General features: G+C 38.8%; 12 protein-coding genes. 5 read left to right on the top strand and 7 right to left on the bottom strand.

Annotated features, from left to right (window positions below; all coding sequences use genetic code 11):
- Nucleotides 1–80 precede the first annotated feature (80 nt).
- Nucleotides 81–359, bottom strand: a complete 279-nt coding sequence (locus VE944_RS07015) for a hypothetical protein (RefSeq protein WP_324974284.1) — start codon at nt 357–359, stop codon at nt 81–83.
- Nucleotides 360–533: 174 nt separating this feature from the next.
- Here VE944_RS07015 and VE944_RS07010 point away from each other — a divergent pair, with 174 nt between their 5' ends.
- Nucleotides 534–2,096, top strand: a complete 1,563-nt coding sequence (locus VE944_RS07010) for a DUF1565 domain-containing protein (protein WP_324974281.1) — start codon at nt 534–536, stop codon at nt 2,094–2,096.
- Nucleotides 2,097–2,183: 87 nt separating this feature from the next.
- Here VE944_RS07010 and VE944_RS07005 read toward each other — a convergent pair whose 3' ends face one another.
- The 4 genes from VE944_RS07005 to VE944_RS06990 all read right to left on the bottom strand — a co-directional run bounded on the left by VE944_RS07005 (nt 2,184) and on the right by VE944_RS06990 (nt 7,846).
- Nucleotides 2,184–2,981 carry a Uma2 family endonuclease gene (locus tag VE944_RS07005; RefSeq protein WP_324974278.1) on the bottom strand — a complete coding sequence of 266 codons (798 nt, stop codon included), beginning with the start codon at nt 2,979–2,981 and terminating at the stop codon, nt 2,184–2,186.
- Nucleotides 2,982–3,093: 112 nt separating this feature from the next.
- Nucleotides 3,094–5,544, bottom strand: a complete 2,451-nt coding sequence (locus tag VE944_RS07000; protein ID WP_324974275.1) for a hypothetical protein — start codon at nt 5,542–5,544, stop codon at nt 3,094–3,096.
- A gap of 364 nt (nt 5,545–5,908) precedes the next feature.
- Nucleotides 5,909–6,745, bottom strand: a complete 837-nt coding sequence (gene fghA / locus VE944_RS06995) for an S-formylglutathione hydrolase (protein WP_324974273.1) — start codon at nt 6,743–6,745, stop codon at nt 5,909–5,911.
- 291 nt (nt 6,746–7,036) lie between these two features.
- Complete coding sequence (locus VE944_RS06990; protein WP_324974270.1) at nt 7,037–7,846, bottom strand: ion transporter; 810 nt, start codon at nt 7,844–7,846, stop codon at nt 7,037–7,039.
- A gap of 88 nt (nt 7,847–7,934) precedes the next feature.
- Between VE944_RS06990 and VE944_RS06985 the strand changes: the two genes are divergently transcribed.
- Entirely contained in the window at nt 7,935–8,360 is a 426-nt protein-coding gene (locus VE944_RS06985; RefSeq protein ID WP_324974289.1) for a nucleoside deaminase, read from the top strand.
- Between the two features lie 21 nt (nt 8,361–8,381).
- On the opposite strand, the gene VE944_RS06980 is transcribed toward VE944_RS06985, so the two are convergent.
- Nucleotides 8,382–9,044 (bottom strand): response regulator transcription factor, encoded by a 663-nt coding sequence (locus VE944_RS06980; RefSeq protein WP_324974267.1) that lies wholly within the window; start codon nt 9,042–9,044, stop codon nt 8,382–8,384.
- Nucleotides 9,044–10,309: a sensor histidine kinase gene (locus tag VE944_RS06975; RefSeq protein ID WP_324974264.1), complete on the bottom strand. Its 1,266-nt coding sequence runs from the start codon at nt 10,307–10,309 to the stop codon at nt 9,044–9,046. Before VE944_RS06975 ends, VE944_RS06980 begins: the two co-directional genes overlap by 1 nt.
- A gap of 372 nt (nt 10,310–10,681) precedes the next feature.
- Between VE944_RS06975 and VE944_RS06970 the strand changes: the two genes are divergently transcribed.
- From VE944_RS06970 to VE944_RS06960, 3 genes are all read left to right on the top strand, one after another.
- Nucleotides 10,682–11,176 carry a Spy/CpxP family protein refolding chaperone gene (locus tag VE944_RS06970; protein ID WP_324974286.1) on the top strand — a complete coding sequence of 165 codons (495 nt, stop codon included), beginning with the start codon at nt 10,682–10,684 and terminating at the stop codon, nt 11,174–11,176.
- 488 nt (nt 11,177–11,664) lie between these two features.
- Nucleotides 11,665–11,907 (top strand): regulatory protein SipA, encoded by a 243-nt coding sequence (gene sipA, locus VE944_RS06965; protein ID WP_324974261.1) that lies wholly within the window; start codon nt 11,665–11,667, stop codon nt 11,905–11,907.
- A 57-nt stretch (nt 11,908–11,964) separates the two neighbouring features.
- Entirely contained in the window at nt 11,965–12,522 is a 558-nt protein-coding gene (locus VE944_RS06960) for a peroxiredoxin (protein ID WP_324974259.1), read from the top strand.
- Nucleotides 12,523–12,717 lie beyond the last annotated feature (195 nt).

Genomic DNA, 12,717 nt, shown 5'->3' with positions numbered 1-12,717 from the left:
TTAAAATAATTACTCTTTAACTGCAAAGGCTCAGAGAACGCTGAGAAAAACAAAAGATTTTATCGAACAGAATTCAGGAGTCAGAAGTCAGAATCCAGTTGAGGTAGGCTGTTCTTAAGTAGGAGGAGGTTAAAATCTTGTACATTCACCTCGGAACTGGATTCATCCACCTCAGAACTGGATTCATCCACCTCAGAACTCCGTTCATCCACCTCAGAACTCCGTTCATCCACCTCAGAACTCCGTTCATCCACCTCAGAACTCCGTTCATCCACCTCAGAACTGGATTCATCCACCTCGGAACTGGATTCATCCACCTCGGAACTCCGTTCATCCACCTCAGAACTGGATTCATCCACCCCAGAACTCAGGACTCAGCAATTTTGGGTTGGTCGAGTAGTAGTGAACCCTAAAAGCATTTGCATAAATTTTTAACCTTGCAGTGAAAAGTACTTTAAGTTACTTAATGCATCAAAAGCTACTTACTTTTATGGTTAGCGCTAAGATAGCTATGTATTTTTTGGAAGTATAATATGGCTCAGACTTTTTATGTAAATCCAGTATCAGGCAAAGATACCAACCTTGGTAGCCAACAAGCCCCATTCAAAACTATTACGCAAGCCCTCAAGGTATCTACAGATAACACCAAGATTCAACTAGCAGAAGGTAATTACAATGCTGCTAGCGGTGAAGGCTTTCCGCTAACGGTTCCATCTGGAGTGACAGTGGTGGGTAATGAAACCAATAAAGGCAATGGTATTTTAATTGAAGGGAGTGGTAGCTATTTGAGCCGTACTTTTGCTGCTCAGAATGTCACATTTGTGCTACTGGATAAAGCCGAAGTGCGGGGAGTGACTGTAACAAATTTAGCTAGCCGTGGTAGTGGTGTCTGGATTGAATCAACTGCTCCTACTGTTGCCAATAGCACCTTCACCAAATGTAAGCGGGAGGGAGTTTTTGCTACAGGTGAGGCTAATCCAGTTATTCTAGGTAATGTGTTCAGTGAGAATGCAGCCAATGGAATTGCGATCGCTAAAAATTCCAAAGGTCAAATTCAAGATAATACCTGCTTAAAAACAGGTTTTGGTATTGCCATTAGTGATACTGCATCACCTACCCTTCGAGATAACAAACTTTACGAAAACCGTTCTGGAATTGTCATCTCTGGCAGCGCTCGTCCTGTATTGCGTAACAATGTCTGCGAAAATAACACTGACGATGGTATCACAGTAATCGGAACTGCCCTACCGGATATCGGCAGTACCAATAACTTAGGAGGCAACACTCTACGCAATAACGGTAAATTTAATTTGCAAAATGCCAGTTCCAACAAGCTGGTTTCTGTGGGAAATAAAATAGATACGTCTAAAGTCACAGGAAACGTAGAGTTTGCAGATAATTCGGTTCCGACACCCACACCCATTGCCACACCAACACCAACTCCCATTCCCATTCCCATTCCCATTCCCATTCCCATTCCAACTCCCACTCCCACTACGACACCAACTCCCACGCCCACTATAGAATTAAGCGATATTAAGAATCATTGGGCAGGTGGCTTTATTCGGGAATTAGTCAAGTTAGGAATAGTTAATGGTTTTCCCGATCGCACATTTAAACCAGATGCTACAATGACACGGGCACAATACGCCGCACTACTGGTAAAAGCTTTCAATCCACCGCTAAACCGCCCCACGATCAAATTCAAAGATGTACCAGCAGACTTCTGGGCATCGAAAGTAATTCAGCAGGCGTATCAAGGTTCATTTCTCTCTGGTTTTCCTGACAATACCTTTGCCCCCAACAAAAATATCCAGCGCGTGCAAGTGATTGTCTCCCTGGTGAATGGATTGGGGTTGTCTGCTGATGGTACAGCATCTATCAAAGCTTTTGATGACCAAGCAAAGATTCCTGAATATGCCAAGGATGAGGTAGTAAAAGCTATAGACAAGGGGATTATCGTCAATCACCCGAACGTCAAACAACTCAATCCTACCCGCGATGCTACACGCGCTGAGGTAACGGTGATGGTATACCAAGCCTTGGTAGACGCTGGCCGTGTAGCTGCGATTGACTTGCCTTATATTGTTGCTTAATTGGCAAACTAATTTGTTTTGCAAAATTACATGATTTTTGTAGAGGTAATTAATGAATTACCCCTACAAAAAGGTGGTTTTTAGTTTCTACTCGAATGGAGGCAAATTATTCGGGTCAATACCCTGAGATTGCAAATAAGCAATCAATCGTTCTTTTTGTTGGCGTTCTTGTTCAGCGCGTTGGCGTTCTTGTTCGGCACGTTGGTGTTCTTGTTCAGCGCGTTGGCGTTCTTGTTCAATCTGTTCTACAGCCCACGGTAATAAATTACCAGCTTGATCCCACCAGCGCAACCAATAGCCAGTTCGTGCTTCTTTTGTTCCTTGCCAAGTTCCCAAAAATAAGCCCATTACATCAATCCAATGACGACCATTTTCGTCAGGTTGCTTTAACTCATAACGTTTATCTTCCAGTTGATAATATTCTAATAAACCGCCATCTGGTTCAAAAATTATGTAGATGGGAATCTGCAAAATTTGCTCGTAGAAAAACCATTTGCCTGGTGGATAAGCTCGCTTTACCGAATATTCCCCACCCTCAGTATCGGATAGAAATTCGATGGCGATCGCTGGGATACCTCCTTCTAAATTGGGTGTATAACTTTTGCGATTACCCACAACTTGATTAACCGATGGCACATAAACCCAGTCAGGTGCTTTGGCGATAAATTGCCCGTTGACTGTCGCACAAAGACCAAAGTTGGAAGCTATCAACATCTGGGGTTGGATGAATCCACTGATTTCTAAGCTTTCACGCAAAGCACCAGCCAAAAGTGGCTGACCTGTATTCTCCACTGGTTCATCCTCTAGTTTAAAATCCTTGGGTAAGGCTTCCCAAGAGATTACCAGTTCAGTTTGGGATTTGGCTTCACTGAGTTGGGTTGCCATAAACACAGTATGAATTTATTTTTGATCTTATCGCTTCTAGGACGGTATGAAGGCGATACGAGTCTGTGGGTGATAAAGTGGAAAAATATGCTACCATATGCGATTTCTCCTCCTATTCCTTGGTAGCAAACCATTGTAGTGGCAAAAATTTCATAATATTTGTTACAGTTTTTAAAGTTTTTAATTCTGGTATATCTGATTTTAATTGTTCTGCGATCGCTAAATTTTGTTCAGCTTGTGCAGGTTGAAAATTATATAAAGAAACAAAAGCTAAATAAATCCATGTGTAAGGATTTTGAGCATCATATTTAGTTAATTCTTTCAAATTTTGGATTAATTCTGGGACTTGGCGCTGTAAAAGTTGTGATAAGACTAAGGTGTAACGCCAATTTAAGTTATTTGGCTCTGTTTGCAGATAATAATTAGCCGCGAAATCAATTTGTTTTAAATAATCTTGAGTAGGATCGTATTGATTGAAATGACCTATCTGCACAAATATATTATTTATTTTACCCTGTTGTAATTCTTGGGCTAGCTGTGAAGTTCGAGTAACTAAATCTAAAGCTGGCGATTTTTCTACTGTTCCGACATCTGTCACATTTACAGTAATATCTGGAATATTTAAAGATGTGGTTTTGTTGTTTCTTCTATCCAAATATAGTGCTGATAGCTGATATTTCCCTAGTGGTAGTGTTTTAGGAATAAATGTAGCTAAGGCTTCTTTCACCCGGAAAGTTCCTTTGGGATGACATTTGATGCCACAGTATAAATTACCCAAGCCAATGGCATGATCGTGATACCAAGATGATTGGCTATTTTGCCATCTTAACAGTAATATACCATTCTGCAAATCATCCCATGAACCTGTTATTTCATAGTTTACAGGGTTGTTTTTATCTAAAATTAATTGCTGAGAAATCGCTACTTTTTCTAAACTAATTACAGACTCGCTATTATTTATTTTTTCAACAGTTACAGGAGGATTTTTGCAACTATATAATCGCATTTTATCTCCATGAGGTAATATCCAATCGTCCTGTAATTTCAACTCAGTAGAAGATTCGACTAAAGATTTGAATTTTCGTTTAGTCTCTCCACTTTCTCCGGGTCTATATGGTTCATTATCCCTAGTAATATACCAACAAAAATATTGTAAATCTTGCTCTATCTGAGATAATTTGGTTGTCAATTTTCTGCCAGATACGCGAAAATCTGCTAATGCCCCAAAATAATTTAAAGTATATTCATTTATCTGCGGTGTAGAAATAGGAATTACCCCTAAATTCGACCTTAAATATAAATTTGTTTCGGTGATTTTGTGTATCAGTTTCTCCAGAGGATATTCTTTAGCATCATTATTAGGTAAATGTCTACCACCCCATGCTTGAATTAGGGGTAATGGAAACAAATTATTTAGTAATACTATGCAACTTAATACTAGTGTGGCTAATCTTAGTCTATCAAAATATATATTTTCAATTAAATTGAATAAATCCGCCAATATTAAACTAATTATCGGAAAACATGGCAGAACAAATCTAATATCTTTATTTGTGCCCAAAGAACAAATTATATAGCTACTTACTAAGGTAACTAATAACCAAATTCGAGCCGATTTATGGACATTTGCTGAAATTAAATTAGTAGTAAATTTATATTTAATCAGATAAACCAATAAAATGCCAATACTCATACATAATATTGGTAAACCAACGGTTTCTGGGATCATTTGTGGATAGTATAACCATCCAGCAATCGTTGTGGGAGAAGGATCACCCTCCCTTTTTCCAACTTGGTTAGCGCTTAATGCCGATGTAATAATTGTTAACCAATTTAAGCCATACCAAAAACTACAAATTAACCAAGCTATTATCAAAGATGAGCAAGCTTGAATTAGCTTGATAAATCTACGTTTTCTAATAAAACTAATTAATGCACAAATACTAGGAACTAAAATAAAAATAAAACCTGTAGGTTTCGCCAACAAGATTAAACCTATTCCAACGCCCAATACGATAGTTAGCCCCCATGACAAAAACCCAATATAGCTATCTTTCCAAATCGTCAAAACTGTAAAAGTTACTGTAACAAGTGCTGTCAAACCATAATCTATTAAATAATCTGTCCGAATAACTCCCAAAATAGGAAATAACACACAAAAGATACTGGCAGTTATGCTAGTTTTTCGATTGTGAAATAAAAAATTGCCTAAATAATATACTGAAACTATAATCATTGCAGTATACAACAAGTTCACCAAACTCGCTTGTTCATATCCACGTCCAAACAACATCAAAAATGGGACAGTGCAAATGTATACAAAAGGAGCGCGATAACTTGGAGTTAATTGCCACAGAGATAACCACCAATCTCCTGAGAAGATATTGAAGTTTTGAAAAATCTTATAATGATGTAATGCTGTAGCTAAATGTGCGCTTTGATCATAGGCTGGAATAGAGTCATCTAAGAAAAACCAAACTCTATCTATAGCTAGTGCTATTAGCCAAATTATTAAGAGGATAATATAATCTTTTCGATACTGGGAATGGTCAAAAACACTCATATTTATTTGCTCAAAAACAAAGTTTAACCAATTATATATCTGTCATGTATCGCCGTTTCACTAATGATCGCCTAATACGCTTGGCTTTGTAAAAAATTGTAGCTTTGGTTAAGCAAAGTGCAACCAAACAAAGCACCGCAAATATTTGGTTTGACTGCCATAACCCTATAGACATATTGCTACAACCCAATCTAGATTGATAGATTTTATTAAAAGTTATCACCCGAACCTGATGATATTACATTATTTTTGTTGACTTTTACACCATTATATTTCTCGTAGTCTTGTTCAAAAATCAAAATAGAAATATAGGGTTTAAATCAATGAAAACTACTGTAATTAATAAAGTTATACCTACGGTAAGCTACGCTAACGCATGGTGGCGGATATGATCTTCAATAAAACTGGCGATGAAATAATAACTGTGGTCATAGCCTTCTTGGTAACGCAAGTTTAGCGGCTGGTTAACATCTGCACAAGCTTGCTCAAACACCTCTGGTAGTAATTGTTCTGCTAAGAATTTATCAGCAGTCCCTTGGTCAATGAGAATCGAACTGTGATATCCTACTTTTTTGACTAATTCACTAGCATCATAATCACGCCAACTTTCTTGATTGTTGCCAAGATAACCACCCAAAGCCTTTTGACCCCAAGGACAACGCATAGGTGCAGTGATAGGTGCAAAAGCTGATACTGATTTGTAAAGTTCTGGATTTCTCATTGCACAGACAAGCGCCCCATGTCCCCCCATCGAATGACCGAAAATACCTTGTTTTTCAGGTTGTGTAGGGAAATTTGCGGTAATTAAAGCAGGTAATTCTTGGACGACATAACTATACATTTGGTATTTTTTACGCCACGGTTCCTCTGTAGCATCAACATAAAAGCCCGCACCTGTGCCAAAGTCCCAGTCATCATCCTCACCTGCAATACCAGTATTACGCGGACTTGTATCTGGTGCAACCAATATCAAACCGTACTCAGATGCAAAGCGCTGCACTCCCGCCTTAACCATAAAATTCTCTTCTGTGGAACTTAACCCAGAGAGGAAATAGAGAATCGGTACAGGTTTTTGAGTTGCTTGTGGTGGTTGATAGACAGCAAACCGCATTTCACCGTTACAGGTTGAGGAAGAATGGCTGTAAAAGCCGAGTTTGCCACCAAAGCTTTTATATTCGGAAATGAGGTTGAGGTTAGACATTGATTATTATCACTTTCCTGAGCGATCGCCAGAGAAAGATTATTTTACCGTGAACTACCTGGTAATTAACAGGCTATAGCGATGCCTGCGGCGGTAAACTACGCACAATATGCCGCAGTTGCGCTCGCTTTGAGAACCGAAACCAAATTGCAATCCTTACTTGGCGCTTCATACCCTCTGCACTCGCTATACCAACACACAATTAAGCGGCTAGTAGGTTCATTAGCCAACAGCCATGTTTTTTCGTAGCGCACCAAATCACTAATCCAAGGTGGATGTATGTTTTCCTCTTCAGCAATGGCGACTCTCTGAATCAACCCTGCGACTAGGTAACTTAGTCCCGCACCTTTTACAAAACCCAGCATCTAGATCATGGAAAGCCAAACCACAACCTGAACAAGCTGTTTCTACCTGATTAGCAGTTTTAACCACTCGCTTAATTAAATCTCCCACTTGCCAAGGAATCAGCGCAATTCCTGTAAAAATCATCAGGACTGTTAGCAAGCGCCCTAATTCCGAAATTGGAACAACATCGCCAAATCCCACAGTTGTCATTGTGACAACAGAGTAATAAAAAGCATCTAAAAATGTACCGTAATTTTGAGGATTAACCGGATGCTCTACTTGATAAATTAAGCCAGAATAAATAAAAACAATTGCAAATAATGTAAATAATATTCGCGCAAAAATCATTCCATCTTCGGTGCTGATAGTAGCGAATAGAAATTTCCTATCGATAAATCTGATTAATCGTAAAATCCGAAACCATCGCAGTAGGCGGATAAAGCTGATATCTACCATTCCTAGAAAGAAAGGCAAAATTGCCATTAAGTCAATAATCGAATAGAAGCTAAAAATATACTTAATTTTGTTTTCCGCACTCCACAAACGGAGTGAATATTCCACCGCAAAGATAATAACGATCGCAGTATCGACTAAATGCAATTGAAACCGCACAGAATCAGGAATATTATAAGTTTCTGCCACAAAAATTCCTGATGATATTAGCACCATAGCGGCAAGCGTTAAATTAATCGCTTTACCTCTTGGTGTCTCCAGGTCTTTTAAGTAAAATTCTGTTTCTTGTCTGCTCAGTAACATATTCGACCATTAACTAATTTTAATTCTTAGTTATAACATTAGAAATACGATATTATTAATCATTATCGTTATGTTAATCTCAGCTTATATGAACCCAGAATATTTTATGCGTTTAGCTTTGGCAGAAGCAAAAAAAGGAGATGCGCCTTATGGTGCTGTGATTGTTAAAGATAACGAAGTCGTTGCCTTAGCTCATAACACTGTTAACAGAGACAACAATCCATCAGCCCATGCCGAAATTAACGCCATTCGTAGTTTAACAGCTAAACTTAAAAACCTTTCTTTAGAAGGTTATAGCATATATACAACTGGCGAACCTTGTCCCATGTGTGCAACTGCTTGTGTTTGGAGTGGCGTATCAGAAATTATATATGGTGCTTCAATTCAAGATTTGATTACTCTAAATCAATCACAAATTAATATATCTTGCGAAGAAGTGATCGCTAAGTCATTTAGAAACATCAAAGTCACAAAAGGCGTTTTAAAAAATGAATGCTTGGATTTATTTAAATAACCGTGATGAATTACGAATTATTTAACTTGATTCATTCAAATAGGATAAATACGTATTTGCCCAAATCGCAGCTTGAGTCCGATCGCGCAGATTTAATCTGTTTAAAATATTCGTAACATGATTTTTTACCGTCCCTTCAGAAATGTAGAGTTCCTGAGCAATTTCTCGGTTACTAGCGCCTGTAGCTATTAGCCGCAAAACCTCTTTTTCTCTCGGAGTGAGTTCAGCTAAACTAGATGGTACAGGCTGTGATTGGGTTGGTGTACCATTAGAAAACTGGGTTAATAGCTTTTTAACTATACCTGGGCCTAATTGAGTATATCCTTTATAAACGGCACGAATAGCAACAGCTAATTCTTCTGAGGGTGTATCTTTCAATAAATAACCCATTGCCCCATTTTGCAATGCTGCTGATACATATTCATCATCATCAAAAGTCGTCAGTACTAATATTTTAGTTTTGGCAAAACGTTTTTGAATTTCTCGTGTCGCTGCAACTCCATCCATAATGGGCATTCTGATATCTAGCAATACTACATCTGGCTGAAATTCAGCAACTAAATTAATCGCCTGTTCACCGTTTTCTGCTTCTCCTACTATCTCTAAATCTGGTTCTAATTCTAATAACGCTCTTAATCCTTGACGAATTAAACCTTGGTCATCTACCAGCAGCACTTTAATCATTATGTCAACCTCGTTAAGGGAATATTAACTGTAATTTTGCAACCAGAACCAGGAGCGCTATTAATATTAAACTCGCCTCCAAGTGCTAAAGTGCGATCGCGCATACTATGAAGTCCAAAACCTGTAGTATTTTGCCCTAAATGAAAACCTCTACCATTATCTTTAATTATCAATCGCAAATTGTCTCTAGTCGTAGCCAGTCCCAGTTTAACTTCAGTGGCATAAGCATATTTAGATATATTTGTCAAAGATTCTTGAGTAATCCGGTAAATAGCAGTGTTTATTTCAGGTGGTAGAGGATATTGCAGATTTATTTGATAAATTGGTAAAATACCATTTGAGCGATGAAAGTCTTCTGAAAGACTAGCGATCGCACGTTCTAAAGATTGTTCTTGTAAGGGATTCAAACGCATAGTAGAAACAGATTCGCGGACATCTTTTAGCGCTTTTGAGCCTAATTCCTTTGCTGTTGCTAGAAATGTTTCAGCCTTGCCTGGGTTAGCTTGCCATAGTTTTAAAGCGGTTTCTAATTGCAGATTTAAAGCAGTTAGAGAATGTCCTAACGAATCATGAATTTCACGAGCAATGCGGTTGCGTTCTTCTAAGGTAGCTTGATTTTCAATTTGCATGGCATATCGGCGCAGTTTTTCATTAGCGATCGCTAGCTTTTCTCGACTTTGCCGTTCAGACAATACTGCATTCATCATCAACAACACAAAAACCAAACTTAAGCCAAATACCAGCGACGAATTCAAAATTAAAAATCGATATCGTTCTTGTGCTTGTGGTGATGCTTGAAAATTGAATAACTGATATTTTAGTTGTGTAGTAACTAAAAATAAGCAAAATGATAAACCTGTAACGAATAAACGCCCATTTAACTGAAAAATCAAACAACTACGAGTTACTAAAATTATGTATAGAAACGGAAATAAACGAGCAAATCTTTCCCCAAAAAGTCCAATTATTAAAATTAATACAATTTCAATGCTTGTGTATATTATCTTATTTTTCTGGTTATTTCTTGGTAATTTTAAGCCCATTGCTGCAAAAATAATCAGACTATAAATTGATAGTTCTGGTAATATGCTACAAACTGACAAGTCTGGAAATGCGCCACAAATTGATAGTTCTAGAGGCTTAGGACGAAAATGCTTTAACGGAGGTGGTATAAAGGCTATCAATGCGGTGATCGCCAGTAATGTCCACTCTAGATAAAGTAGAGACGGAAAAGGATGTTTCTTAATTGGAATTGGACGACTCATTAGCCACGTTGCTCCAGTTATAAATGAGTTAAAAGTTGGAAATTAGGAGTTAGGAATTAGAAGTTAAGAGTTTTGCATATTTAAATGGTAGCCTCTACCATTTAAAATTTTCGTTAGCTTACTTAAAGACTTAAGAGTAAATACAGTGTTTAGTATAAAAATTATGTAATAAGCTCAACAAGGATTTATAAATTAATCATAATAAAATTTTCCCTCCTTCCTAACTCCTAACTATTTATTGTTAATCATGTTTGTCTGAATTCAATCATGACTAAAGTCATGGGTAAAACCATGACTTTATCCTCATGTAATTACTAAAAAGAAATTCTTATGATAGTGGCATCCAACCAGGAAAAACCCATCAGACAAGTAATGAAACTCAAAGCATTATCTCTACTCGCTGGAGCCATCGCTCTAACTTTAACTGCTACCTCCTTCGCTGTTAATGCCCAAACAGCCTCTCCTTCACCCGTGTTACTTGCACAAACTCCACAAAAAGAAAAAGGCCCTTGGAAAGAATTGGGTCTAACAGATGCCCAAAAAACCCAAATCCAAGCAATTAAGCGCGATAGCCGCACCAAAATGGAGGCAGTTTTCACGCCAGAACAAAAGGCCAAGTTAGAGGCGGCGAAACAAGCACGTCAGGCTCAACGCCAAGCTGGTCAAGATCAACGGCAACCAGGTCAACGTCAAGGAAAGCGTGGTTATGCTGACTTAAATCTGACTGAAGCACAGAAAACCCAAATCCGACAAATCCGGGAATCTGAAAAACAACAGATTCAAGCAGTCTTAACCCCTGAACAGCGCCAAAAAATAGAGCAATTCCGTCAAAATGCTCCTTCGCGTCGTCAACAAGGCAATCCCTAATAAGGGACAAAATATCCCATTGCTTTAGGCTACGGGAAAGTCGTAGTGAAGCCCAGAAATTGGATAATTTATTTTTTGGAGTTCCCTAATAATTTTTCAAAAAATAGCTAACTTGACTTATGTCTAAGCATTGTTTTCCATAATCAAAAATTAATAGACTTCTTGCAGAAGATGCGGAAAGGGGATGAAATTTTTCCCCTTTCCCTTTCCCTATTTATCGAAACAGAATTCAGGAGTCAGCCCCTCCGGGGAAGTCAAAAGTCAAAACTCAAAAGTCAGAATGGGCTAAACGCCCCGCTACCGCTAACAGAATGAATTTTGTGTGACTGGTGGATAGCGCAGCGTCTCGCACCAGAGCGTCAAGATTGCTGACTCCTAAATTCAGAATAGCTGAATTCTGACTTCTTCTTTAATCCCATGCCCAATTTAGTAGACTTTCAAGCTGGTTATGAGTTATGAGTTAATTCAAAACTCCTAGCTTGATTAAAATGTCTAAAGAATTCGCAATTGGTAGTAAAGTCAGGGTTGTGGCACTACCGCCCTACGTCAAAACTGCTGAACCCATGCCCATGCTACGCCCGCCCGATGTAATTCACCTTGGCGAAGAGGGTATAGTCATTGACCGCAGACCTGGTGGATATTGGGGTATTCGCTTCACTAGGGGAGCCTTTCTGTTAGATAGCCAATACATCGAAAGCACAGATACCCCACCCGAATCTGATTTAAAGTGAGATTAGCAGCAACCAAGAATTGTAAACTTGTGTAAAGTTGTAATTCTGGTTTGCACCATGATTTCCCGCCGCACTTTTTTAAGCATATTATTTGCCAGCTGTATTTCTCTTATCAGCTGGCTGAATTTTACCCCTGCTGCTAACGCCCTTGGTGGTAAACTTCCTGCAATTAATCAACCCGCACCAGAGTTTACTTTGCCAACCAATACAGGTAATGGCAAAATTTCCCTCTCTGACTTGCGCGGTAAGTGGCTAGTTCTCTACTTTTATCCTAAAGACTTCACCTCTGGTTGTACTATAGAGGCTCGCCGTTTTCAGCAAGACTTACCCCAATACCTGGAAAAAAATGCCCAGATTATTGGCGTAAGTGCTGATGATATTGATTCTCACGCCGAATTTTGTGATTCAGAGGGGCTAAAATTCCCTCTGTTGGCTGACACTGATGGTTCAGTGAGTAAAGCTTACGGTTCGTGGCTCGGCTTCTTATCTATGCGCCACAGTTTTATCATCGATCCTCAGGGCGTCTTGCGCGAGACTTTTGTCAAAGTCAACCCAAACATTCATAGTTCAGAAGTGCTGGCACGATTAGAAAAATTACAGTCCGCAACTTCTTAGACCTCAATACCCCTCTTCTGTCACTCTCCGGGAGGGCGATCGCTAGAACCCCCATGAGGCAATCAATACAAGCTATACTATTAGAAAAAAATTGGTCTTGTATTTGTTATTAGGAAAAAATCTGGCGATCGCTTCCTGTACAAAGGCTCTGGAAGTCAGAAATGACAAATGTTTTCGGAGAGTGACAGAAGAGGG

Origin of the sequence: Nostoc sp. (assembly GCF_035638895.1) — a bacterium.
Lineage (GTDB): Bacteria > Cyanobacteriota > Cyanobacteriia > Cyanobacteriales > Nostocaceae > Nostoc.
Note: the sequence above shows the minus strand (reverse complement) of the source record. Positions and strands in the feature narration are given on the sequence as shown.

Coding starts and splice junctions, on each gene's coding strand:
- VE944_RS06980 (WP_324974267.1), bottom strand. CDS start 9,044: ATGATTAAAGTGCTGCTGGTAGATGACCAAGGTTTAATTCGTCAAGGA.
- VE944_RS07010 (WP_324974281.1), top strand. CDS start 534: ATGGCTCAGACTTTTTATGTAAATCCAGTATCAGGCAAAGATACCAAC.
- VE944_RS06960 (WP_324974259.1), top strand. CDS start 11,965: ATGATTTCCCGCCGCACTTTTTTAAGCATATTATTTGCCAGCTGTATT.
- VE944_RS06970 (WP_324974286.1), top strand. CDS start 10,682: ATGAAACTCAAAGCATTATCTCTACTCGCTGGAGCCATCGCTCTAACT.
- VE944_RS06975 (WP_324974264.1), bottom strand. CDS start 10,309: ATGAGTCGTCCAATTCCAATTAAGAAACATCCTTTTCCGTCTCTACTT.
- VE944_RS06985 (WP_324974289.1), top strand. CDS start 7,935: ATGAACCCAGAATATTTTATGCGTTTAGCTTTGGCAGAAGCAAAAAAA.
- sipA (WP_324974261.1), top strand. CDS start 11,665: ATGTCTAAAGAATTCGCAATTGGTAGTAAAGTCAGGGTTGTGGCACTA.
- fghA (WP_324974273.1), bottom strand. CDS start 6,745: ATGTCTAACCTCAACCTCATTTCCGAATATAAAAGCTTTGGTGGCAAA.
- VE944_RS07000 (WP_324974275.1), bottom strand. CDS start 5,544: ATGAGTGTTTTTGACCATTCCCAGTATCGAAAAGATTATATTATCCTC.
- VE944_RS06990 (WP_324974270.1), bottom strand. CDS start 7,846: ATGTTACTGAGCAGACAAGAAACAGAATTTTACTTAAAAGACCTGGAG.
- VE944_RS07005 (WP_324974278.1), bottom strand. CDS start 2,981: ATGGCAACCCAACTCAGTGAAGCCAAATCCCAAACTGAACTGGTAATC.